General features: G+C 42.1%; 25 protein-coding genes and 1 riboswitch. Of the genes, 3 read left to right on the forward strand and 22 right to left on the reverse strand.

The window, feature by feature from the left end; genetic code table 11:
- Positions 1–438: 438 nt before the first annotated feature.
- From sufB to NST12_RS13340, 18 genes are all read right to left on the reverse strand, one after another.
- Positions 439–1,836, reverse strand: a complete 1,398-nt coding sequence (gene sufB / locus NST12_RS13255; protein WP_003352483.1) for a Fe-S cluster assembly protein SufB — start codon at positions 1,834–1,836, stop codon at positions 439–441.
- A 116-nt stretch (positions 1,837–1,952) separates the two neighbouring features.
- Positions 1,953–2,393 carry a Fe-S cluster assembly sulfur transfer protein SufU gene (sufU, locus tag NST12_RS13260; protein WP_003352484.1) on the reverse strand — a complete coding sequence of 147 codons (441 nt, stop codon included), beginning with the start codon at positions 2,391–2,393 and terminating at the stop codon, positions 1,953–1,955.
- Entirely contained in the window at positions 2,383–3,612 is a 1,230-nt protein-coding gene (locus NST12_RS13265; RefSeq protein WP_341101467.1) for a cysteine desulfurase, read from the reverse strand. The genes sufU and NST12_RS13265 overlap by 11 nt, the downstream gene beginning before the upstream one ends.
- 1 nt (position 3,613) lies before the next feature.
- A complete protein-coding gene (gene sufD / locus NST12_RS13270) occupies positions 3,614–4,918 on the reverse strand; it encodes a Fe-S cluster assembly protein SufD (protein ID WP_048623933.1) in 1,305 nt (434 codons plus the stop codon).
- Between the two features lie 17 nt (positions 4,919–4,935).
- Positions 4,936–5,721, reverse strand: coding sequence for a Fe-S cluster assembly ATPase SufC (sufC, locus tag NST12_RS13275; RefSeq protein ID WP_341101469.1), 786 nt, complete (start codon positions 5,719–5,721; stop codon positions 4,936–4,938).
- 248 nt (positions 5,722–5,969) lie between these two features.
- Complete coding sequence (locus NST12_RS13280) at positions 5,970–6,152, reverse strand: hypothetical protein (RefSeq protein WP_048623934.1); 183 nt, start codon at positions 6,150–6,152, stop codon at positions 5,970–5,972.
- Positions 6,153–6,461: 309 nt separating this feature from the next.
- Positions 6,462–7,298, reverse strand: coding sequence for a MetQ/NlpA family ABC transporter substrate-binding protein (locus NST12_RS13285; RefSeq protein WP_341101471.1), 837 nt, complete (start codon positions 7,296–7,298; stop codon positions 6,462–6,464).
- A gap of 14 nt (positions 7,299–7,312) precedes the next feature.
- Positions 7,313–7,981 (reverse strand): methionine ABC transporter permease, encoded by a 669-nt coding sequence (locus NST12_RS13290; protein WP_003352491.1) that lies wholly within the window; start codon positions 7,979–7,981, stop codon positions 7,313–7,315.
- Positions 7,974–8,999, reverse strand: coding sequence for a methionine ABC transporter ATP-binding protein (locus NST12_RS13295; protein WP_048624526.1), 1,026 nt, complete (start codon positions 8,997–8,999; stop codon positions 7,974–7,976). The genes NST12_RS13290 and NST12_RS13295 overlap by 8 nt, the downstream gene beginning before the upstream one ends.
- 92 nt (positions 9,000–9,091) lie before the next feature.
- A riboswitch (SAM riboswitch) is annotated at positions 9,092–9,201 on the reverse strand.
- Positions 9,202–9,296: 95 nt separating this feature from the next.
- The gene (locus NST12_RS13300; RefSeq protein ID WP_003352493.1) at positions 9,297–9,656 is read right to left on the reverse strand and encodes a hypothetical protein; all 360 of its coding nucleotides are present in this window, start codon (positions 9,654–9,656) and stop codon (positions 9,297–9,299) included.
- Between the two features lie 324 nt (positions 9,657–9,980).
- Positions 9,981–10,298 carry a thioredoxin family protein gene (locus NST12_RS13305; protein ID WP_003352494.1) on the reverse strand — a complete coding sequence of 106 codons (318 nt, stop codon included), beginning with the start codon at positions 10,296–10,298 and terminating at the stop codon, positions 9,981–9,983.
- Positions 10,288–10,653, reverse strand: coding sequence for a toprim domain-containing protein (locus NST12_RS13310; RefSeq protein WP_003352495.1), 366 nt, complete (start codon positions 10,651–10,653; stop codon positions 10,288–10,290). Before NST12_RS13310 ends, NST12_RS13305 begins: the two co-directional genes overlap by 11 nt.
- A gap of 122 nt (positions 10,654–10,775) precedes the next feature.
- Positions 10,776–11,159, reverse strand: coding sequence for a glycine cleavage system protein GcvH (gcvH, locus tag NST12_RS13315; RefSeq protein ID WP_048623937.1), 384 nt, complete (start codon positions 11,157–11,159; stop codon positions 10,776–10,778).
- Positions 11,160–11,233: 74 nt separating this feature from the next.
- Positions 11,234–11,596: an arsenate reductase family protein gene (locus tag NST12_RS13320; RefSeq protein WP_040340845.1), complete on the reverse strand. Its 363-nt coding sequence runs from the start codon at positions 11,594–11,596 to the stop codon at positions 11,234–11,236.
- Between the two features lie 150 nt (positions 11,597–11,746).
- Positions 11,747–13,534: an acyl-CoA dehydrogenase family protein gene (locus NST12_RS13325; protein WP_048623938.1), complete on the reverse strand. Its 1,788-nt coding sequence runs from the start codon at positions 13,532–13,534 to the stop codon at positions 11,747–11,749.
- Between the two features lie 108 nt (positions 13,535–13,642).
- Entirely contained in the window at positions 13,643–14,821 is a 1,179-nt protein-coding gene (locus tag NST12_RS13330; protein WP_003352500.1) for an acetyl-CoA C-acetyltransferase, read from the reverse strand.
- Between the two features lie 76 nt (positions 14,822–14,897).
- A complete protein-coding gene (locus NST12_RS13335; RefSeq protein ID WP_048623939.1) occupies positions 14,898–17,282 on the reverse strand; it encodes a 3-hydroxyacyl-CoA dehydrogenase/enoyl-CoA hydratase family protein in 2,385 nt (794 codons plus the stop codon).
- Positions 17,283–17,615: 333 nt separating this feature from the next.
- Positions 17,616–18,533: a proline dehydrogenase family protein gene (locus NST12_RS13340; protein WP_048623940.1), complete on the reverse strand. Its 918-nt coding sequence runs from the start codon at positions 18,531–18,533 to the stop codon at positions 17,616–17,618.
- A gap of 191 nt (positions 18,534–18,724) precedes the next feature.
- Between NST12_RS13340 and NST12_RS13345 the strand changes: the two genes are divergently transcribed.
- The gene (locus NST12_RS13345) at positions 18,725–18,979 is read left to right on the forward strand and encodes a hypothetical protein (protein ID WP_003352503.1); all 255 of its coding nucleotides are present in this window, start codon (positions 18,725–18,727) and stop codon (positions 18,977–18,979) included.
- A gap of 17 nt (positions 18,980–18,996) precedes the next feature.
- Entirely contained in the window at positions 18,997–19,341 is a 345-nt protein-coding gene (locus NST12_RS13350) for a spore coat protein (protein WP_147542741.1), read from the forward strand.
- Between the two features lie 78 nt (positions 19,342–19,419).
- On the opposite strand, the gene NST12_RS13355 is transcribed toward NST12_RS13350, so the two are convergent.
- From NST12_RS13355 to NST12_RS13370, 4 genes are all read right to left on the reverse strand, one after another.
- A complete protein-coding gene (locus tag NST12_RS13355) occupies positions 19,420–20,139 on the reverse strand; it encodes a LutC/YkgG family protein (RefSeq protein ID WP_341030102.1) in 720 nt (239 codons plus the stop codon).
- A complete protein-coding gene (locus NST12_RS13360) occupies positions 20,136–21,560 on the reverse strand; it encodes a LutB/LldF family L-lactate oxidation iron-sulfur protein (RefSeq protein WP_327824119.1) in 1,425 nt (474 codons plus the stop codon). The genes NST12_RS13355 and NST12_RS13360 overlap by 4 nt, the downstream gene beginning before the upstream one ends.
- A gap of 20 nt (positions 21,561–21,580) precedes the next feature.
- Positions 21,581–22,300, reverse strand: coding sequence for a (Fe-S)-binding protein (locus tag NST12_RS13365; protein WP_003352507.1), 720 nt, complete (start codon positions 22,298–22,300; stop codon positions 21,581–21,583).
- A 392-nt stretch (positions 22,301–22,692) separates the two neighbouring features.
- Positions 22,693–23,427 carry a FadR/GntR family transcriptional regulator gene (locus NST12_RS13370; protein ID WP_048623943.1) on the reverse strand — a complete coding sequence of 245 codons (735 nt, stop codon included), beginning with the start codon at positions 23,425–23,427 and terminating at the stop codon, positions 22,693–22,695.
- Between the two features lie 133 nt (positions 23,428–23,560).
- Between NST12_RS13370 and NST12_RS13375 the strand changes: the two genes are divergently transcribed.
- The gene (locus tag NST12_RS13375; protein WP_048623944.1) at positions 23,561–24,778 is read left to right on the forward strand and encodes an MFS transporter; all 1,218 of its coding nucleotides are present in this window, start codon (positions 23,561–23,563) and stop codon (positions 24,776–24,778) included.
- The last annotated feature ends 48 nt before the right edge of the window (positions 24,779–24,826 follow it).

Here is a 24,826-nt window from a genome sequence, read left to right on the forward strand (position 1 = left end):
TTGAAGAAACGTTCAATGTCAACAAAAGAAGAATCAAGGTAAGGCGTTCGTTCTTTATCCAAAAAATTTATTGGAGATATCTTAGAAGAAAAAAGAATCCGCAGAAAATACTACGGATTCCATGAGGGCTATTTTGTATTCAACGGTATCGCCTCATAATCACTTATTCAAATGATCACAAAAAGTTTCAAGAAGTCTCCCTGAGTTGCAGATTCCGGTTTGCGGCATAGTCGTGCTTCATATAGTAGAAGCCAGGATAATATTAAATATGTATCCGAACGGCTTGGCCACGCAAGAATAAAAACAACCGCTGACACATATCTGCACATTGAAGATGATGCGCTCGAATTGTATCAGCGGTGTAACAAATGGTTATAAAATGTGGATGGATTGTGGAAGCTCCTACTATAAATTGATAAATCGTTGATCATATCAACGTTATCCGATGCTTCCTTCCATTTCAAATTTGATTAATCGGTTCATTTCTACCGCGTATTCCATTGGAAGTTCCTTCGTAAACGGTTCGATAAAGCCCATTACGATCATTTCTGTAGCTTCTTCTTCGGAAATTCCGCGGCTCATCAAATAAAATAATTGTTCTTCCGACACTTTGGATACTTTTGCCTCATGTTCAAGCGAAATATTGTCATTTAAAATTTCGTTTGCAGGGATGGTATCCGATGTCGATTGATTATCCATAATCAGCGTATCGCATTCAATATTGGAGCGAGCTCCGTCCGCTTTCCGTCCAAAATGAACAAGACCGCGATAGTTTACTTTACCGCCATGTTTAGAAATGGATTTAGACACGATAGTGGAAGAAGTGTTTGGAGCAAGGTGAATCATTTTCGCTCCGGCATCTTGTACTTGCCCTTTGCCGGCGATTGCGATGGAAAGGGTCATTCCTCGAGCCCCTTCTCCTTTCAGGATAACAGCCGGATATTTCATCGTTAATTTGGATCCGATGTTGCCGTCAATCCATTCCATCGTGGCATTTTCTTCACACACGGCGCGTTTTGTAACCAAATTATAAACGTTGTTTGCCCAGTTTTGAATGGTCGTATAGCGGCAATAAGCACCTTTTTTCACGAAAATTTCTACCACTGCACTATGAAGCGAATTCGTTGTATAGACCGGTGCTGTACAGCCTTCTACATAATGAACGCTTGCTCCTTCATCCACAATGATGAGCGTTCGTTCAAATTGTCCCATATTTTCAGAATTGATGCGGAAGTAAGCTTGAAGGGGAGTATCCACTTTTACACCCGGCGGAACATAAATGAATGATCCCCCCGACCACACTGCAGAATTTAACGCAGCAAACTTATTATCTGAAGGCGGGACAACTTTTGCAAAATGTTCACGGAATATATCTTCGTTTTCTTTTAAAGCAGAATCGGTATCTTTAAAGATAATCCCAAGTTTTTCTAAATCTTGTTTCATATTATGGTAAACAACTTCTGATTCGTATTGAGCGGACACTCCGGCAAGATATTTTTGCTCTGCTTCCGGAATTCCCAATTTATCAAACGTTTTCTTGATTTCCTCCGGCACTTCATCCCAAGAACGACCTTGATGCTCCGTTGGTTTTACGTAATACGTAATTTCATCAAAGTCTAGTGCAGAAAGATCGCCTCCCCATTGCGGCATAGGCTTCGCATAAAATTGTTCCAAGGATTTCAGCCGAAATTCCAGCATCCATTGTGGTTCTTCTTTCATTCGAGAGATTTCTTCCACAACTTCCCGAGTCAATCCGCGTTGTGTACGGAAAATCGAGATGTCTTTATCCCTAAAACCGTATTTATAATCACCGATTTCCGGCATTTTTTTTGCCATATTCATTTCCCTCCTTTGGAGATTATGCCCCATCAAAAACTTTCTTTTTCAACCTCCCCTTCTTACAGGAAGAGGTTGAACCCAAACACTAAATGATGATTGCATTTTCAAAAGGTTTAATGAGCTACTTGATCTTTTAAACCTTTTTCCATGGCCTTCCAAGCTAATGTAGCACATTTAATGCGGGCCGGAAATTTAGAAACGCCTTGAAGTGCTTCCACGTCGCCAAGGTCTAGATCATCAGGATAATCTTTTCCCTGCATCATGTCGGAAAAAATCTTAGACAGCTTTAAAGCAGTCTCGATATTTTTCCCCTTAATCGTTTCGGTCATCATGGAAGCGGAAGCCATTGAAATGGAACAGCCTTCTCCTTCGAATTTAGCATCTGTCACTTTACCGTCTTCTACATTCATGGTCAAATGAATGCGATCCCCGCAAGTCGGATTATTCATATCGATCGTCAAGTTCCCGTTTTCTAAACTGCCTTTGTTTCTTGGATTCTTATAATGATCCATGATCACGTTTCGATACAACTGGTCTAAATTATTAAAAGACATTGTTGAAATACTCCTTTGTTTTCAAGATACCCGAAACAAAGCGGTCAATATCCTCTTCCGTATTGTATAAATAGAAGCTGGCTCTTGCTGTTGCCGAAACATCGAGCCATTTCATCAACGGCTGCGCGCAGTGATGTCCGGCGCGAATGGCAATTCCTTCCGCATCCAGCACTGTCGCTACATCGTGCGGATGGACGCCTTTTATATTAAAAGTCACTAATCCTGCTCGTTTCATCGGATCTTTCGGACCGTAAACTTCGATTCCTTCCACTTCACTCAATTTGTCCAATGCATATGCAGCGAGATGATGCTCATGTTTTAAAATCTCATCCAAGCCAACTTCTTCAAGAAACTCAATAGCCTTGCCTAAACCGATAGCTCCGGCGATAATCGGAGTTCCTCCTTCGAATTTCCAAGGAAGCTCTTTCCATGTCGAATCATACAAACCGACAAAATCGATCATCTCGCCGCCAAACTCTACCGGTTCCATCTTTTCCAGAAGCTCTTTCTTACCATAAAGAACACCGATTCCGGTAGGACCACACATTTTATGTCCGGAAAAAGAGAGAAAATCGCAATCGAGATCTTGAACGTCTACTTTCATATGAGGAACGCCTTGCGCACCGTCCACCGCCAAGACAGCTCCATTTTCATGAGCAATGTTCGCTATTTCTTTGATCGGATTGATCGTTCCAAGTACATTGGAAACAAGGGTGACAGCCAAAATTTTCGTCTTCGGGGTAACGGTTTCCCTTACTTTTTCAAGCGTAATAGTGCCGTCTTCCTCCAACGGAATGTATTTCAATTCCGCTTTCTTTCTTTTGGCAAGCTGCTGCCATGGAATTAAATTGCTGTGATGTTCCATATAGGTAATGACGATTTCATCGCCTTCTTTCACATTTTCCTCGCCATAGCTGGCCGCAAGCATATTAATGGAAGCAGTCGTTCCTCTTGTAAACACTACTTCTTCCACTGATTTGGCGTGGATAAACTTGCGAACTTTTTCCCTTGCCCCTTCATAAGCGTCGGTTGCTTTCGTGCCGAGCGTATGAACACCTCTGTGGACATTCGAATTATAGCCTTTGTAATATTGTTCGATTGCTTCAATGACGGATAACGGCTTTTGCGAAGTAGCTGCGTTGTCTAAATAAACTAAAGGATGGCCATTGACTTCTTGATTCAATATCGGAAAATAGTTTCGAATATCATTCACATTCATTTTACCGAACTTTCCTTTCAATGACTTGAATAAGCTGTTCTTTTACCCCTTCAATCGGCAATTGGTTGACAACCGGAGCCAGGAAGCCATGTATGATCAATCGTTCAGCTTCTTTTCGCGGAATTCCGCGACTCATTAAATAATAAAGCTGAATGGGATCCATACGACCGACCGAAGCAGCGTGACCGGCCATTACATCGTCTTCATCAATCAACAAAATAGGATTGGCATCCCCGCGGGCATTTTTGCTTAACATCAGCACTCTGGATTCTTGTTCAGCATCCGATTTGGAAGCGCCATGCTCGATTTTACCGACGCCGTTAAAGATCGAAGTCGCTTCATCTTTCACAACACCGTGCTTTAAAATAAATCCTTGCGTATTCTTTCCAAAGTGTACAACCTTTGTCGTAAAGTTTTGCACTTGCTTGCCTCGGCCTACGGTTACGGTTTTGGTATCTCCATAAGAACCGTCGCCTTCCAAATAAGTTGTATTTTCAGAAACCGTATTGCCGTTATTCATAAGCCCGAGAGCCCATTCAATCCGTGCATCTCTTCCGGCTGTGCCTCGGCGATTGACATACGACGTCACGCCGCTGGCAAGGGTGTCTACAGCCCCGTAAGTTACTTTTGCACCTGCTTCAGCAACGACTTCTGTCACGATATTCGCAATTCCTTCCGGTACTTCTACAGTGGAAATATAATTTTCCACATAGGTGACGGAACTGTTTTCATCTGCAACAATTAACACATGGTTAAACAAAGGAACTTGGTTGTCGTCTTGAAGGAAAACGGCTTGAATAGGATCCTTCAACTCCACGTTTTTGGGGATATAAAGGAATACTCCGCCGTTTAACAAAGCTGCATGCAGAGACGTTAATTTATTTTCGTCTGCTTTCACATGTTTCATAAAATATTTTTGCACTAAATCCCCATGTTCTCTTAACGCTGTCAAAATGTCGGTAAAAATGACGCCTTTTTCTTTCAGTTCATCCGTTAACTGCAGATAAGCCGGAGTCTGGTTTCGTTGAATATACAGATTTTTCTCGGTTTCCAAACGAATCAATGCTTTTGCGTCTTCAGGCAGCTGTTCAAGAGATTCAAATGTATCGCTTTTTACATAGTGCGTTTGAAATGACGTAAAGTTCCATTTATCTATTTTCGTTTTGTCCGCCTTTGGCAACGGAAGGGTTTCAGCCTTCTCTAATGATTCGATTCGAAGAGCTGCAAACCATTCCGGCTCGCCGTTTTCTTTTGAAAACGACTGGATATACTCCCGATTGACTGGTAATTTTGTTTCCACCGTCATGTTCATCCTCCTAACTGTTACGCTTCTTGACCGACTGTTTCGTCTTCAATGCCCAGTTCTTTTTTGATCCAATCATAGCCGTTTTCTTCAAGTTGTTTAGCCAATTCAGGTCCGCCGGATTTTACGATCCGTCCTTGCATCATGACATGAACATAATCAGGAGTAATATAATTCAACAAACGTTGATAGTGCGTAATCATAATGCATCCAAAATCGCTGCTGCGCATGGAGTTGATTCCTTTGGCAACGACTTTCAAAGCATCGATATCAAGTCCTGAGTCGATTTCATCCAAAATGGCGAATTTTGGTTGAATCATCATTAATTGAAGTATTTCATTGCGTTTTTTCTCACCGCCGGAAAAACCTTCGTTTAAATAGCGTTGCGCCATATTTGGATCCATTTCCAAAAACTCCATTTTTTCATCCATTTGGCGAATGAATTTCATCAACGAAATTTCATTGCCTTCACCACGGCGAGCGTTAATGGCGGAACGCAAAAAGTCCGCATTCGTTACCCCGCTGATTTCGCTTGGATATTGCATCGCCAAGAACAATCCGGCACGAGCCCGTTCATCGACTTCCATTTCAAGAACATCTTGTCCGTCAAGCGTAATGCTGCCTTTTGTTACTTCGTATTTTGGATGTCCCATAATCGCGGATGATAACGTTGATTTACCTGTTCCGTTCGGTCCCATGATTGCGTGGAACTCTCCAGTTTTTACTTCAAGATTCACTCCTTTTAAAATCTCTTTTCCCTCTATCTCAACGTGTAAATCTTTAATTGTTAGAGTTGAACATGCCATTCTTTTCTACCTCCGTCAATTTCGATATATGCTGAATACCCATTTCATTCTCAATTTATTATCATTACAATCTTATAACAAATGAAAACTAATATCAACTTTTCCAATAGTTCTTTTCCGTATTTTTTTGAATAATTTCGACTTTAGTTATAAAATTCACAATTGTTTTCTATGCAGAACGGCGGTGGTAGTCGATATTCACTATTTTAACGCAATTTATTATTGAAAAGAACAAACCAGCGTGGGGCTCACACTGGTTTTCCCAAATGATAAAGCTTTCGACAGTACAGCTTTCCGTTCATTTCAACGACAATTTGTTTGGATTGGCAATGATCCTTTTCTCTTCGCTTTTCCACTTTCATCCTCACTTCATGATTGCTCCCGTAAACTTTATACCCTACACCATGAGCACAGTACATGGCCTTTTCCATGCTCTCCGTATATTGAAGTGTTAAAGAACAAATAACGAACCAGTCCTCTCTAAGTTTAAAGTTCTTCTCAACCAACGACAGAATCAAATAATAAACCTATATGAAAGAGTCATGTTCGTTATGAATGTTCTTATCGGCCGTCTATAGTTATTTAACCTCTCTTCACCATTTTAAACCTTCATTGAAACATCCAAACTTATTCTTTCCTTGAGCGATTGGGACTATGCGAATAATACATGTAAGCCAAGCGGACGCTGTGAAATAAAAAGCTCCTCCACAATAAAGGAGGAGCGATACATCTTTCTTTTCTTATTTGTTGACAGGCACTACAGCGCCGCCCCATTTTTTCAAGATAAAGTCTTGAATTTCTTTAGAATGAAGGACGTCGACAAGTGCTTTAATTTTCGCTTTCTTTTCATCGCCTTTGCGGACAGCTATGATATTAACATACGGAGAATCTTTGTCTTCCAAAGCAATCGCATCTTTTAACGGATTTAATCCCGCGTCAAGAGCATAGTTGGAATTGATTAACACAGCATCGCCTTCGCCGTTTTTATATACTTGTGGAAGCATGGACGCTTCAACATCGTATTTAAATTTAAAATGTTTTGGATTTTCTGCAATATCTTGAACCGTTGCGTTTTCTTTATTCACGCCTTTTTTCAGCTTAATCAAGCCTTTTTTCTCAAGCATCGTTAAAATCCGACCGTGGTCAGCTACAGAGCTGGACATAATGATTTCAGCACCTTTCGGCAGCTGATCTAAGTTTTTATATTTTTTCGAATATAAGCCGATTGGTTCAATATGGATGCCGCCGGCGTTGGCAAACTTATAGCCGTTTTCTTTGATTTGTTGTTTGAAATAAGGAATGTGCTGGAAGTAGTTCGCATCCAATTTTCCTTCAGCCAATGCTTTGTTAGGCATAATATAATCTTGGAATTTGACAATTTTTAAATTATAGCCTTTCTTTTTCAAGATAGGTTTTGCTTTTTCCAAAATGACAGCATGTGGAACATTAGATGCTCCCACAATGATGGTTTTGTTATTGGATCCTGTTGTTTCTTTTGGTTCGCTGGAAGATTTTCCGCATGCAGCAAGACTCAATACAAATACAGATGCAATAATGGCTATAAAGAACTTTTTCACCAAATTTTCCCCCTTTATCTTTTATCTATTTTTGAAGTGATAAAATCACCAATAAACTGAATAACAAACACAATAATCAACACAATGATCGTAGCTACTAAAGTTACGTCGTTATGGTTGCGTTGGAACCCATCCAAATAAGCAAGATTTCCAAGACCACCCGCACCGATTACTCCGGCCATTGCCGTGTAACTGACAAGCGAGATCGCTGTCACTGTGATGCCCGAGACCAAAGCGGGAAGCGATTCAGGAATAAGCACTTTCCAAATAATCGTGCTTGTTTTGGCCCCCATCGCTTTAGCTGCTTCAATAACTCCTTTGTCAATTTCACGAAGTCCGATTTCCACCATCCGTGCATAGAATGGGCCTGCGCCAATAATCAACGCCGGAAAGGCGGCATTCGCACCGATTATCGTGCCGACAAGCGCTTTTGTAAAAGGAATGAGCAGCACGATGAGAATGATGAAAGGAATCGAACGGAAAATATTCACAACTGCGGCAACGATGGAATATATAAATTTATTTTCCCATAAGTTCCCTTTCGATGTTAAAAAAAGCAAAAGTCCAAGGATTAAACCAAGAATAAAGGTGGCAACTACCGATACTCCCGTCATGTATAGGGTTTCCTCTGTTGCCTGCCACATCATTGCCCAATCCACATTTGGAAACCATTTTTCAAGCATGGGTAATGACCTCCGACTCTACTTGTTGTGTTTGTAAATAAGCGATCACTTTTTGTACGTCTTGTTCCGATCCTTGAATCTGGATAAACAGTGTGCCATATGCACCATTTTGAGTTTGGGACACTTTCCCCTGAACAATATTTACCTCAACCGGAAAATCTCTGATTAAGTTGGCTATGATCGGCTGTTCAGCGGAATCGCCAATAAAGGTAAGTTTGACAATTTTACCGTCCTTATAGCGTTTGAGAAGATGAGCAATCGTTTCCTTCGATTCTTCCGGTTCGGTAACTTGTTGAACAAAACGCTTCGTTACCGGCTGTTTTGGATTTTTAAACACTTCCAGCACCGGACCGATTTCAACGATTTGCCCATTTTCCATAACTGCCACGCGATGGCAAATTTTTCTGATTACATGCATTTCATGTGTAATTAACACGATCGTCAAACCGAGCCGTTTATTAATATCGACAAGTAGATCAAGGATCGAATCGGTCGTCTGTGGATCCAATGCAGAAGTGGCTTCGTCGCAAAGCAATACTTTCGGTTCGTTGGCGAGAGCTCTGGCAATGCCTACTCTTTGTTTTTGACCGCCGCTTAATTGAGAAGGATAGCTGTCTTCTCTTCCTTCGAGTCCTACTAATTGAATCAGTTCATCTACACGTTTCATTCGTTTTTCTTTCGGCACTCCGGCGATTTCCAGCGGGAAAGCAATATTTTCCCGTACTGTGCGCGACCATAATAGATTAAAATGTTGAAAGATCATGCCGATTTCTTGGCGTGCTTTTCGTAAAGAAGCGCCTTGAATTTTCGAAATTTCTTGCCCTGCAACCGTCACTTGGCCTTCTGTCGGAATTTCCAAACCGTTCAGCATGCGGATCAGAGTGCTTTTTCCGGCTCCACTGTAGCCAATAATACCGAAAATTTCTCCCTCTTGAATCTGCAAATCTATATTATTAACGGCTGTCACATTTCCGTTTTTTGTACGAAAAACTTTCTTCACCTGCGATAAAGAGATCAGTTCGCTCATTGATTCATTCACCTGCTTTCTTTTTTGAAATGAAAAAAACCTTTCCGCCAATGAGCAGAAAGGTTACGTATTCTTCGTCCTTTCTCTCATCTCTCAAAGCAAACTGCTTTGTGTGAATTGGCACCATGTCAACTGAACGATTGACGGTTGCCGGGTTTCATTGGGCACATCCCTCCACCTCTCTTGATAAGAGCAAGTGTTTATGAAATTGTTCGGAAATTGGTTTCTCGAAAATTATACATTTTCATGCGAATAATGTCAAATAAAATTGATAGAAATATGTTACTTTCATCCTAATCTACCTAATACGACGGTTTCTTCCCGTTCCTTACATAACCACAAAATAGCTTCCAGCTGCAGCTGCAAACGAAAGGATCCAAATATGCTCACGTCTTTTCTTTTGACAGCTGTCAACAATCTTTCTTCCCCCAACAAAATATTTCGAAAAATCTCGTCCGTCCCGCAAAGATGTAAGTGCGGGCTTGAAATCGTTCCTTTTTTCCAATCCATTTGGCTTTTGGACAAAGAAAACATCCATGTTTCATCGTTTGAATCAAAAAGAACGGTCAGTGGATTAGAAGGAAGAATCGGGAAAAGATGTTTTCGTTCGAAACATTCCCTTTGAATCCTTGCGAATAACTTGTCCATCTTCTCATCCCTTCACCTGAATGTTTACTGTACATAGTTCCATTTTTCAGGTGAATTCCCTTTAAAAAGGATTCGACAGATAAAGAAAAACCCTTTGACAAATTCCACCCATTTCTTCACATTCGACCGCTCTTTTTCAAATAAAAGGACGTTTCTTGAATTATTTCCCAAGAAATATGTCATTTTTGCAAGTTGGCGAAACACGAAAGCCAATCATTGGCTAAAATCATTTTTCACTTAGAAACGCTGCCTGAATGGAATTGCTGAATGACAAAAATGGACATCCACAAAATAACAGCGGGATAAAGGCCCATAAGGATGCCTTTACCCCGCTTGATATTGAGATAATTTTTCATATAGAAAAGGTACAGAATGAAAGGCATAAATTTTGTCTTTTAATTCTTTTTTATCAAAAATCATCAGGCAAGGAACGCTTTCAATTTCATATTGATGAGCAAAATCCTCATGATAATTGATATCCGCTTTGGCAAAAGTGCAATCAGGAAAAAGCTTTTCAATCACATCCACCATTTTTCCTGCCACCGCGCATGTTCCGCATAAAGGAGTATAAAAATATAATACCGTTTTGCCTGTTTCGGAAATTTGTTCATGGAGAGGTTGTTGTGTCCAATCAGATACCACTTTCATCATCCTTTTCAATATACTTCGTATCGATGTCGATACCGGCGCTAAGTAAAATGGCGGCTAGATACCGAAAAGGGGTATTTTCGACCTCCGTAAAAGCTCGATCAACATAAAGATGCCTGGCTTCGGGAAATTCTCGTTTAAACATCTTTCTCAGCTTTTCCCCGGCGGTATCAGCATCCACCAGAATATACACATCGCGGCCATAAAGTCGATCGACAAGATCATCCATTTTGCTGAGGCCGATGGTTCCATTCGTGCAAATAATCTCTACCGGCTCCTTAATAATCGCTTGAATTTTTCTCTTATCCGACGTTCCTTCCACAATAATCACTTTATCCGTCCCATTCATCTTTATCCATCCTTGCCTGATTTCTTTCTTCATTCATTGTCCCATGTTTGCGATCCATTTCAAAGCAAAAAGCCTCTACTTAAACATAGAAAAAACCCCCAGGGAGCACCCAGGGGGCCATACTAGTCTTCGCTAGTCATTTCATCGTATTGTTCAGCCGTCAACAGTTGATCTACTTGGCTGATATCGCTAGGTTCCACCACGATCATCCAAGCTTTTTCATAAGGGGATTCGTTCACATACTCCGGATTGTCGTTCAATTCTTCATTGACTTCCACTATTTTCCCGCTGATAGGAGCATAAAGCTCAGAAACGGTTTTAACGGATTCCACACTGCCAAACGGTTCGTCTGATTTAATTTCCGTTCCTACTTCAGGCAGTTCAACAAATACAATATCCCCTAATTCCGATTGAGCGAAATCCGTAATCCCGATGCGCACTTTGTCCCCTTCTACTTTTACCCATTCGTGTTCTTCCGAGTACCTCAGTTCTTTCGGCGAACTCATGAAAATCCCTCCACTCTCAATATTTTCATAATTTACATTAACTTATTTCCATTGCTAAAAGCAAGAAAACACCCTTATCTATTCAGCCATATTTTCTCAAATTCATCTTCATGAAACCCAACTGTGACACGCGTACCATCCGTCACGATCGGGCGTTTGATTAACATGCCGTCGGAAGCAAGCAATTCAAGAAGTTCATCTTCCGAAGCCGTTTTCAAACGGTCTTTAACTCCTAGTTCTCTGTACTTTCTCCCACTCGTATTAAAAAATTTTTTTAATTCCAATCCGCTCTTGCGCCAAAGCGTTTCCAGCTCCTCTTTCGATGGAGGGTTATCGACAATATGTATCTCTTGAAAATCAATTTGATGATCTTCAAGCCATTTCTTTGCTTTTCGGCATGTTGCACATTTCGGATACCAATAAAATGTTACGTTCATGTGATCACCTTTTATAAAAGATTCTGCTGCTTTTGCGAGTTTTCCCTTTTTTAGTTCGACAAATACAGTAAAATTCCTCTTTATTTTAAAATAATCTCGAGAGAAAACAAAGAGGCCGACATCGTTGTCCGCCTCATCCATTTCTATTTCTTACACAATATATCGTTCTGACTCGATCAGCTTGGCCGCTGCTTCACGTTTTTTCGCAATGATGTTGACAGGCGTATGACGCGTAAGTTTTCGGAGGGCCGAAAGCGTCACGCGCAGCGCATCGCCTTCTTGTACTGCCGCAACAGTTTCCTTCGCATCTTGTTCGATTTGAGCAAACGCTTCTTGGCAAAAAATTTCTGTGTAAAGCAGCTTTTGCTTGTTCTTTTCAAGGCCGGTTCTGTCCAATGCCTTTTGAGTTCTCAAAATCGATGATTCCATTACATAAATATTGGCGGCTATGTCCGCAATATTCGCCAAGATTTCTTGTTCGTTCGCAAGCTCTTTGCCAAATGTTTGCACAGCAAGCCCGGACACAAGCAACGCAGCTTTTCTCGCATTTCTTAATAAATATCGTTCACGCGCGAGCGGTTCTGATCCCGGATCTTCCGGCGCCAGCACGATCAGCTCTTTTTGCAGGTCTTGCGCTTTTTGAAGCAAAGGCAATTCGCCTTTCAGCGCTTTTCTTAAAAACGTATTCGGCACTAGTAAACGATTGATTTCGTTTGTCCCTTCAAAAATACGGTTAATGCGGGAATCACGGTAAGCTCTAGAAATTTCGTATTCTTCCATAAAACCGTAGCCGCCGTGCAGCTGCAATCCTTCATCTACCACGTAATCGAGCACTTCCGAACCAAAAAATTTTCCAATCGAGCACTCGATGGCATATTCCGAAATCGAAGCAGCAATCGCTTTTCCGTCTTTTGCTTCTTCTTCCGACAGCTCGCCCATCGCTTTGTCAAATAACCCGACAGTGCGGTAAATGGAACTTTCATTCGCATAAATTTTGGAAGCCATGGTAGCAAGCTTTTCTTGTGTTAAACGAAATTGTGAGATCGGTGTATTGAATTGCCGACGTTGGTTCACGTACGGAATGGTGATTTCCAGTACACGCTTGGAAGAACCGACAGTGCCGACGCCCAATTTGTACCGGCCGATATTCAATATATTAAAGGCAATTTTGTGGCCTTTGCCCGCTTCCCCAAGCAAATTTTCCACCGGAACTTCCGCATCTTGAAGGATCAACGTCCTGGTGGATGAACTTTTAATCCCCATCTTGTTTTCTTCCGGTCCTGTCGAAACGCCCGGAAAATCACGCTCCACGATAAAAGCCGAGAAATGTTCTCCGTCAATTTTGGCATAAACGACAAAGACATCGGCAAATCCGGAGTTGGTAATCCATTGTTTCTCCCCGTTTAAAATATAGTGCGTACCCGCTTCGTTTAACTTGGCAGTCGTTTTCGCACCTAATGCATCCGAACCGGAGGAAGGCTCTGTTAACGCATAAGCAGCGATTTTCTCACCGGTTGCCAATTCCGGCAAGTACTTTTGTTTTTGTTCTTCATTTCCGAATAATACGATGGGCAAAGATCCAATGCCGACATGGGCTCCGTGAGTAATGGAAAATCCGCCGGCACTTGCCATTTTTTCCGTGATCAAAGCAGAGCTGATTTTGTCCAGCCCTAAACCGCCATATTCTTCCGGAACATCGGCACTTAATAAGCCTAACTCGCCCGCTTTTCTCATTAATTGGACGGAACGGTCAAATTCATGCTTTTCCAAGTAGTCCAGTTGAGGCAGCACTTCATTAGTTACATAGTCTTCCGTTGTTTTGGCAATCATTTTTTGTTCTTCCGTGAAATCTTCCGGTGTAAATACTTGACTTGCATCTATTTCATCCGTTAAAAAGCTTCCGCCTTTTATAATGGCACGATCTGTTTGGTTTGACATCTTTCTTCCTCCTATTCATTTTTCATTTGACGAAGCCGTTTCGATTTTGTTCACTCTCATAACATATCCTGCTAGTCTTTCCATTCTTTTTCGGGATCACTCATCCTATCAATCTATCAATTCAAAAACTCCGGCAGCACCCATGCCCCCGCCGATGCACATCGTAACGACGCCAAATTGGACGTTCCGGCGCTTCATTTCGTGCAGGAGAGTAAGGGTGAGTTTAGCTCCTGTACAACCGAGCGGGTGGCCAAGAGCAATTGCACCTCCATTGACGTTCACTTTTTCTTCATCAAGGTTCAGTTCGCGTATAACTTGAATCGATTGGGAAGCAAAGGCTTCATTCAATTCAAACAGCCCTATATCCGACACTTCCAGTCCTGCCAATTTCAATGCTTTCGGAACCGCAACGACAGGGCCGATCCCCATAATTTCCGGAGGTACACCACCTACTGCGAACGAACGAAACTTCGCCATCGGTTTCAGACCGAGTGATTCCGCTTTTTCGCGATCCATCACCATAACCGCCGCTGCTCCGTCGCTCGTTTGCGAAGCATTTCCGGCCGTTACCGTACCATTGGCCGAAAAGGCAGGACGCAATTGGGCGAGTACTTCCATGTTGGTATTCGGGCGAACTCCTTCATCTTTCGTTAAAGTGACTGTTTTTTCCACCAGCCGATGGTCCGGTCCGACTGAACGGACTGTCGCTTCAACTGGCACGATTTCATCATCAAATTTCCCTGAAGCAATCGCTTTGGCGGCACGCTGATGGCTTCTAACGGCAAAAGCATCCTGATCTTCGCGAGTGACGCCAAATTTTTTCGCTACTTGTTCAGCGGTATGCCCCATGCTCATGTAATATTCCGGCGCCGTTTCGGCTAATTTTGCATTCGGTCTGACCACATGCCCCATCATCGGCACCATGCTCATCGATTCAGTTCCTCCGGCGATGATCGTATCCGCATGACCAACCATAATTTTTTCGGCCGCAAAAGCAATGGCTTGTAAACCGGACGAACAAAAGCGATTGATCGTAATTGCCGGAACGGTGTGCGGAAGGCCGGCAAGAGCTCCAATATTCCTTGCCACATTTTGTCCTTGCTCTGCTTCCGGCATGGCACAGCCGATAATTAAATCATCGATGTTCCCTTCGTAATTGCCTGCTCTTTTTAACGTTTCTTTCACTACCAGCGCACCTAGATCATCTGGGCGCACCGTTGCCAATGTTCCTTTTTTGGCTTTCCCCACTGGCGTACGCGCCCCGGCAACGATGACCGCTTCTCGCATAAAACTACCTCCTTCAACATTGTTTTTTCACTCTCTTGTTCCAGCGGACTAGCAAAAAGATTCGCCTCCAAAAAAGTCAGTTGCGCAGCGGTTTGCCTTTTACAAGCATGTGCTGCATGCGCTGCTGGGATTTCGGCTCAGCAATCAGGCTCAAGAAAGCCTCTCTTTCTAAATCAAGCAAATACTGTTCATCTACTTCCGTTCCATATGGCAGTTTTCCACCGGCAATGACATACGCCAGCTTTTTGGCAATGTGGCGATCATATTGGGAAATATATCCTGATTCAAACATCGATTGAGCCGCCAAGAGCAACATCGCATAACCGGTTTCTCCTACAACGGGCACTTTTTTCCTGGTCGGCGGACGATATCCTTGTTCATAAAGGGAAAGCACCACTTGTTTTGCATCGTACAATTGATGATCACGATTGACGCTGATCCCGTCCGCATTCGATAAGAAGTTGTTTTCGCGGGCTTCTTCACCGGAAGAAGACACTTTCGCCATCGCAATGGTTTCAAAAACTTTATTGGCGATTTTTTGCAAATCAAAATCGACACCGCTTGGCAAATTGGATAAATGTTTCCAATATAATTCCTTTGTTCCACCACCTCCCGGAATTAAGCCGACCCCAACTTCTACAAGCCCCATATACGTTTCAGCGGCAGCTTGAATACGCGCCGCCGGCAAACAAACTTCCGCGCCGCCGCCCAATGTCATTCCAAACGGAGCCGCTACTACCGGCTTGCTGCTGTATTTAATTTTTAGTGTCGCTTGCTGGAATTGACGAATGATAAAATCGAGTTCAAACAGATTGTCGTCTTGTGCTTCCATCAGCATCATGGCAAGATTGGCTCCCACGCAGAAGTTTTTCCCTTGATTTCCGATCACAAGTCCTTTATAGTTTTTTTCCACTTCATCAATCGAATAATAGATCATTTCCACAATGTCCGGACCAATCGCATTGTTTGGCGAATGAAATTCAAGCAATGCCACTTCGTCGCCCAAATCAATCAGACTTGCACCGTTGTTGGATTTGATGACTTTTCCTTGTTTTTTCAAGCTTTTCAAATCGATCACTTTCGGATGCACTGAAACCTTTTCGTAGCGGCCGTTATGATAGAAATATCGTTCTCCTTGTTCCTCTTTATAAAAAGTTTTATTGCCTGAGGCGATCATGTCTTTTACCCATGAGGGAACGTCCATTCCTTCCGATACCATTTTTTGAACCGACGTTTCCGTTCCGATCGCATCCCACGTTTCAAATGGCCCGTATTCCCAGCCAAATCCCCATTTCATAGCATTGTCGATCGCTACGATCGTATCAGCGATTTCGCCTAGCAGTTTGGCAGAATAGATTAACGTAGAAGCAAGCACGTTCCATAGAAAAGTTCCGGCCTGATCATCCGCATAAATAAGCGCTTTCATTTTTTCTGCCGTTCCTTTTAATTGCTTCGCTTTTTCTACCGTAGGCGTTTTTAAAGACTTTCTCGGTTCATATTCCAGCGTTTCCAGATTGAGTTCGAGTATTTCTTTTCCTTTTTTAACAAAAAAACCTTGCCCGGTTTTAGCGCCAAGTTTTCCTTTTTTCAGCATTTCATTCATAAAATCAGGCACTTCAAATGCGTCTTTTTCTTTTCCTTCGACTTTTTCATACACATTGTTGGCCACATGCACAAATGTATCGAGCCCCACTACATCGAGCGTACGGAAAGTAGCACTTTTGGGGCGGCCGATTAACGGTCCGGTGATCGAGTCGACTTCTCCAACCGATAAACCTGCTTTTTTCATTTCATGAACAGCTACGAGCAGTCCGTAAGTGCCAATGCGGTTCGCAATAAAATTGGGCGTGTCTTTGGCTACTACCACCCCTTTTCCTAATGTTTCTTCTCCGAATTGCTTTATAAATTGCACAATTTCAGGATCGGTATCTTTTGTCGGAATCACTTCCAACAGCTTCAAATAACGAGGGGGGTTAAAGAAATGAGTTCCTAAAAAATGCTTTTTAAAATCGGCGGAACGGCCTTCTGCCATAGCTTCGATTGAAATGCCGGAAGTATTGGAACTGACAATGCTTCCATGTTTACGATATTGATCAATTTTTTCTAATACTTGCTTTTTTACGTCCAGTCTTTCCACCACAACTTCGATAATCCAGTCGCATTCAGAGAGTCTTTCTAAATCATCCTCCAAATTTCCTGCTTCAATGAGATTTAAGCTGTTCTTAGAAGTAAGCGGGGAGGGCTTTTGTTTTAAAAGCTTTTTTAAAGCGTCGCTTGCAAAGCGGTTGCGGACTTTCTTATCTGCAAGGGTCAATCCTTTTGCTTTTTCTTCTTCTGTCAGTTCGTGAGGAACAATATCTAATAATAATGTAGGCAGCCCAATATTGGCTAAATGGGCAGCAATTCCTGATCCCATAACTCCGGATCCTAGTACAGCCGCCTTTTTGATTTGTAATACCAAAACTATTTCCCCCTTCACTTTTTTGAATGAATGGTCATTCATTTTTCTATTTCCAATATATATTAATATTCTAAATTTTTCAATAAATAATTAGCACAAAATAGATGAATTTTTTACTTGTTTAAGTGGACGATCATTTGTTTCATATTATTCATTTCTTTTCGATTTTACTTTTAAAAAAAGGAATGAAAATAGTCTGCGGAAATAAAATAAATTTTGAATACTGCGAAAGGACTCACTTGCTCTGTTCATTAAGGCAAATGATTGCGTGAATAACTACGGCGGCCGTTATCGAGATTCTGCTAAAAGAACAAAGCCAATCCCGTTTTTCCATTATTTTTTGACCATTCCTTTGAGAACAAAACCAACATTGGCGGGACGTTCCGCCAGTCGACGCATGAAATATCCGTACCAATCCGATCCATACGGTACATATACACGCATTTTATATCCCTCTTCAACCAATTCAAGCTGCTTTTCCGGTCTGATGCCGTACAACATTTGAAATTCAAATTGTTCATTTGAAATCTTGTACTCTTTTACAAGCTTTTTCGTGTAGTCAATCATAGCATCATCATGAGTGGCAACAGCTGTATAAAATCCGTTCAACAAAAGCTTCTTCACCAGTTTTTTATAATTTTCATCCACATCTGTTTTCTTTGGAAACGCTACAGAAGCCGGTTCTTTGTATGCCCCTTTTACCAGTCGAAGATGAGGGGAGAAAGATGCAAGATCGTCAATGTCTTTTTCGGATCGATATAGATACGCTTGGATGACGGTCCCCAATTGCGGATACTCTGTTTTTAACTGTTTATAGACAGAAAGAGTGTTTTCACAGCGTGAAAAGTCTTCCATATCAATGGTCACAAATACAAACCGTTCTTTTGCCGCCTCCAAAATGCGGCGCATATTGCTCATTACCGTTTGTTCAGAGATGTCGCTTCCTAACGACGTCAGTTTTAATGAAATCTCGGCATCTAATGATTCTTTCCCTATGGCCTCAATCGTACGAATGGCTTGATTCGCCATTTCTGCTGCTTCTTTTTCATTTTCCACAAACTCACCCAAATAATCGACTGTAACGCTTAAACCTTTTTGATTTAAATCTTGAATTACTTTGACTGCCTGATGGAGTGTTTCCCCGGCGACAAATCGGGATGCACCGAATTTCAAGCCATATTTTTGGGCAATCTTTGTGAATGAGCGATTTCTTGAAAGAAATAAAAAGAAATTTCGCATCATTTTCTCCATCGTATTCCCCCTTTTCTCGTAAATCTTCAGCTACCGAAGGAAAACACGGACGTTTCAAAGTGTAGTTCCACGATCGCCTTTAGACTTTCGTCTTTTCATTTCCTGTTTTTAAAAATATATTCAAAAAACGCTCCGATTTGCATAATTTTACTGGAGAAAGACAAGCTAAGAGGGAAAAAGGAGGGAACCAAATGCAGCAACCATATTCCAATAATCCGCAATCTTTCATGTCTTCGCCGCCGGTGATGACGACAAAAGATCTCTCTTACGTGAATGATATGCTTTCATGGAATTTATTAGCCATGAAAAAGGCTCATTTCGCCGCCCAAAATTGCCAAGACCCGGAAATCAAATCTGCTTTAGATTCATACGGTCAAATGCATCAGCGTCATTATCAAACTATTTTGTCGCATTTGCAATCACCAAATAACGGGATGCAGCAATGATGGAAAGGGGAAACAAGATGGAAATGCAAAATCAACAGCAAAAAATCCAAAATCCAAAAATACAGGTGCCGGAAACCCCGCAAATGAACGATCGCGATTTTATTCAAGATATGCTGGCAACCGAAAAGTACATGACTACTTCGTATGCTGTTGCATTGAACGAAATTTCGATTGATCCGCTCCGTCGGGATTTGCAAAACATTCTTACAGAAACACAAAATGCTCAAAGAGATATATTTTTAAAAATGTTTCAAAAAGGCTGGTATTCATTAGAGGCCGCCGACCAACAAAAAATCCAGCAATCTTATCAGCAGCATCAAAGCTACTCCAGCCAATTTCCGTACAACAATCCATCTCAATAAAAAGAGGCCTAAAGAAAGAGCCTGATCTCTTCCTCTGAATAAATACCATTTGGAGAGGAGAGGACAGGCTCTAATGCTTTACCGGTCGCTGATGACAATGTACGTAGCCTTCACTGGTCCGTGGACTCCATAAACCGTGCTTAACTCGATATCGGCAGAGTTGCTCGGACCAGTAATAAATTGAATGCAAGAAGGAACGGCTTCACCTTTTTTGATTTTTTCACGGATGATTTGAGCGGCCTGTGTCATTCTTGGGACAAGAGTGCTTTGCGGGATCAAAGCAATAAAGTGTTTCGGCAGCAATGTCATGGACCGTCCTTTGTTCTTTCCCGTAAACAATACGACCGTCCCGGATTCCGCCAGCGTGATATCGCTAAAGACGATCGACACATTGGCTTTCTCGCTTAAACGGATGTTTTCTTCCCCTAGATCATCATTCCAAACATGGACCAATGTCTGTTCATGCGGCCATTCTTTTTCTACCAAGTCGGTGAGGCCGTATTCGGCATAGCGCTCATCTTTCCAAACGGATACGGGCCCTCCTCCGTATGATCGAACAGCCGTTTTGACTTGTTCAGCAAGATGATCTGCCGTTGTTTCCATAAATTGAACATGGATATTCGAACATTGACTGGCCAAAACCGAAACAAGCTCATCTCGGGTAGCTGTTTTCAGCACTTCATATTGTGGCGTATGCTTGTAAGACGGACGATGCACCCCCTTCGTTATCGGGTTTCGCCCCAATTTTTCAGCTATATTTTCCAAAAACGAGGTTCGATTTTGAATCATTCCCGTCATGATTGCTTCCCACCTTCCCGATTTTTAAACCAATCTCGGAAACGTTCTTTCTCAGGAGCCGGAAATTCACGTATTTTCGTCCATGCCTTTAACGGTCCGGGTCCCTTGGAAATACGCGCGTTTTTTGTGAACGGTTTCAAAGCGGAATGAGCCGCTCTCGATCCCAAACCATACAACATATCAGAGGAAGCTCCCAGCCCGAAGGCTTTCATCATGATTTTTTCCGAAAAAGGCGCTTTCCCTTCTCTTTCCACAATGACTTGCCGATGTTTCAGAAGCAGCTCATGCAAAGGAATTTTCACGGGGCATGCTTCTGTACAAGCTCCGCACAGCGAGGAAGCATAGGGAAGTTCTTTATATTCCTCATATCCGCCCAATAGTGGGGAAAGAACAGCGCCAATCGGTCCGGGATAGATGGAGCCGTAAGAATGTCCACCGATATGTCGATACACCGGACATACATTGATACAAGCAGCGCAGCGAATGCACTGAAGCACCGGCTGAAATTCCGTTCCTAAAATATCCGATCGACCATTATCCACGATGACAAGATGAAATTCCTCCGGTCCATCCGCTTCACCTTCTTCTCTCGGACCCGTAATGGCCGTCACATAGCTGGTTAGCTTATGTCCAACGGCACTTCGGCAAAGCAGACTTACAAGAACTTCCATTTCCTCGAAAGTTGGAACAATTCGTTCCATTCCCATCACGGCAATATGAGTTTTGGGAATAGACATGACAAGGTCAGCGTTTCCTTCATTCGTCACGAGGGTAATAGAACCCGTTTCGGCAATCGCAAAATTGCATCCGGTAATCCCTACATCGGCTGTTAAAAACTCGTTTCGAAGATGTTTTCTTACAAAAGCGGTGATTTCCTCAGGCTTTTCCGTATTGGAATAATGAAGCTTTTCTTTGAATACTTCCCGAATTTGATTCTTATTTTTATGAAGAGCCGGAGCGACGATATGGGATGGGTGATCTTCGTCCACTTGCAAAATGTACTCGCCGAGATCCGTCTCTATCACTTCGCAGCCCGCTTCTTCCAAATATGAATTTAAATTAATTTCTTCCGTGACCATCGACTTGGATTTCACCACTTTTTTAGCCTTTTTCTTCTGAACCACTTCTTTTACGTATTGAGAAGCTTCTTCCGACGTTCGGGCAAAAAAGACATGACCGCCTCTTTTCGCTACATTTTCGCTTAATTCATAAAGATAATAATCTAAATGATTTAATACATGCTGACGAATTTCCTCTCCTAAAGAACGCCATTCTTCCCAATTTCCAAGTTGTTCCGCTTCATCCAGACGTTTTATGCGAAGCCGTTCTTGAGCGCCACGAACCGCGCCGCGCATAAACTCATTATTCAGTTCCTCATGAACACGTTCTTTAAAGTCTCCCACTCCAATTTTGATCGACAAGATTTCTCCCCTCTTTTCTTTTACCCTCTATGGTTTAAGACTTCCGCAATATGCATGACTCGAATCGGTTTTCCTTGACGTTCCATACGTCCCCCGATATTCATCAAACAACCACAATCAGCGCTGATCAAATAATCCGCACCCGTACTTTCCACATTTGAAACTTTTTCATCGACCATTTGCTCGGAGATCGGTCCCATCTTGACTGAAAACGTTCCACCAAATCCGCAGCACAAATGAGCGCCCGGCAACGGTGTAAATTCCAGTCCTTTCACGTTACGCAATAACTTTATCGGCGCTTCCTTCACCCCCAAAAGACGGGTCATATGACAGGAAGTATGATAAGTGGCTTTCCCTTCCATTTTCGCTCCCACATCTTCGACACCAAGAACTTCGACAATAAATTGTGTCAATTCGTATGTTTTATCGGCCAATTCTCTTGCCTTTGGCTCCCATATTGGATCGTCCTTAAAAATATGAGGATATTCCTTAAACATAAAAGCGCATGAACCAGACGGAGCGACAACATACTCTGAATGTTCAAACGTCTTAATCATATGTTTCATGGCATCCTTCGTTTCTTCGACATACCCGCTGTTGTAAGAGGGCTGGCCGCAGCAAATCTGACTTTCCGGAAAATCAACTTCACATCCTAAATGTTCCAGCAATTCTACCGTTGCTTTTCCTACATTCGTCTTAAACAGATCGACCAGACAAGTAACAAATAAACTGACTTTCAATGGTTCCACCTTCTTTTTCTAATCGCTTCTTTAAAGAACTGGTCATCTGATGACCTTATGATATATAGTATATCATAACTATAATTATGTCAAAATCAGTACAATATTCAAAAAAATTTTTTAATTCTTTCAAGGACAATCCATAAGATCAAAATTGAGTCGGGTCAAGAAAAATGATAAGAGTTGTCTTATAAAGGAGCTTTTTATGGCTTTCATGGCCAAAATATATGTATAATGATGACTCCACAAGCACGCCATGGAAGATGACAGGTAGTTCATTTCCTGCTGCTGCTTTCTAATCAAAGCCCGATACTACCTTTTATCTTCCATGTCAATGCCCTATCATCACAAACTTATAACAATATTTTTTATATGTAAAAGGCTTGCCCTTTTCACATTTCGTTTTTCTTCTTCTCATCAGCAAAGGCTTCCATCAAGACTTGCTCTACACCTTCTAAATGCTTTAGCATCGCTTTTCGTGCGGCTTCCTTATCACGTTCGACAATAGCCTGATAGATTCTTTCATGTTCCTCGTTTAATTTCTCCATTGTAGCGTCCTCAGAATAAAGGAGCAACCGGCGAGTCTCTTTCATCGCTTCTGCCATTAAGTCGGAAACATGGTGCATTAATCGAACAAGCAAATGATTTTGCGTAGCTTTAGCAATGGCCATATGAAAGTCTAAATCCGCCTTTTCACCCAATTCCTCATTCCCCACCGCTTTTTTCATTTCGGCTAAGGTCTCGCCAATTTGGCGCAAATCGCTGTCTGTCCGCTTAACAGCGGCGGCGGCGACTATTCCGGTTTCCAAAATTTTTCTCATTTCCAGCAATTGCTCAATCTGTTCATCACTCATTAAATACGCTTGCGAAAGAGGATACATAATGCCATCCGGATTGAATTCTTTCACAAACGTGCCCTCTCCCTGCCTCATTTCTACGACACCCATTGCGCGCAGAGAAGTAAGCGCCTCGCGAATGGCGGAGCGCCCCACTTGAAAGTTTTCGGCTAATGCCTGAACCGATTGTAATTTATCACCCGGTTTTAACTCACCGTTGCGGATCATTTCTAGAAGGACATTCGCCACTTCTTCATATATTTTTTTCGGCTTTATTTTTTTAAACTCCAAAATTGTTTCCTCCCGTTGTATCTTTGCTATTTTCATTATATTATCTTTTTCCAATCAAAGTGGAAAATTTGAGTTACAATAATAGAGAAACCTGGAACAGATTGGTGTTCCAAATGCAAAGGGTGTAAAAGCAATGGAATATATCGAAAAGGGGAGCAAATTATATTCAAAAACGATTCTCTCCCTGTTTTTAGGAAGTTTTGTTACATTCGCCGTGATGTATAGCGTCCAACCGTTGATCTCCACTTTTTCAAAAGAATTTGATGTAAGTCCGGCTCGAGCAAGCCTGTCTCTTTCCCTTACAACCGGCTTGTTAGCTGTTTCGATGATTCTCGTTTCCGCCTTATCCGATGCAGTCGGAAGAAAAAAAATCATGGTGGCCTCTTTGCTGTTTTCTTCCATTTGTGCAGCCGTCACAGCTTTCAGTCAAAATTTTTGGTTTTTATTAACGGCAAGAGCGATTATGGGCATTGCCTTAGCGGGATTTCCAAGCATTGCGATGACCTATATCAATGAAGAATTCCACCCTAAAAACCTAGGCACTGCAATGGGGATGTACGTAAGCGGAACATCCATCGGCGGTATGGTTTCCCGCGTGGTCGTAGATGCTCTGACGGATTGGTTTTCTTGGCATGTTGCTTTAAGCGCCATCGCCTTCCTGTCTCTTCTTGTCAGTGCTTGGTTTTGGAAGTCCCTTCCGGATTCCCGTCATTTTCATGCTCAAAAAGCCAGTTTAAGAAAGCTGTTTTCCTCTCTTGGCCAAAGTTTAAGAGACCCCGGACTGCTTTGTCTTTACAGTCTGGGCTTCCTGTTAATGGGAAGTTTTGTTACATTATATAACTATATCGACTATCCGTTAATGGGTGAACCTTACCATTTGAGCCAAACGATTGTCGGACTTATTTTTTTCATATACTTGGTAGGGACATTCAGTTCTACATTTATGGGACGAATGGCCGATCGGTTTGGCAAGCCGAAAGCTCTTGTCGCAAGCATTGGCATTATGCTTCTCGGGGGAATTGTGACGATCAACAGTATACTGGCGGTTAAGCTCATGGGCGTGGCCTTGTTTACATTTGGATTTTTTGGCGGACATTCGATCGCGAGCGGATGGGTTGGCCAAAGAGCTCTAAACTTTAAAGCTCAAGCATCGTCTTTATATTTGTTGTTTTATTATACTGGCTCAAGCATCGTCGGTACAACGGGCGGCACATTTTGGAGCCGATTCGGATGGATCGGGGTGATCGGATTAATTGCTTCACTGCTCGTCCTCTCGCTCATTATTGCGGAAATTCTTCCGTTATTGAAAATAAAAAGAAAACCGGACACGACTCATCACAAAGGATACTAGGACGACGAAAAAAAGGCGTTTTCCAAGATTCGAAGACCTTGGAAAACG

It is taken from the genome of Bacillus sp. FSL W8-1127 (assembly GCF_038006725.1).
GTDB lineage: Bacteria > Bacillota > Bacilli > Bacillales > DSM-4216 > Bacillus_O > Bacillus_O smithii.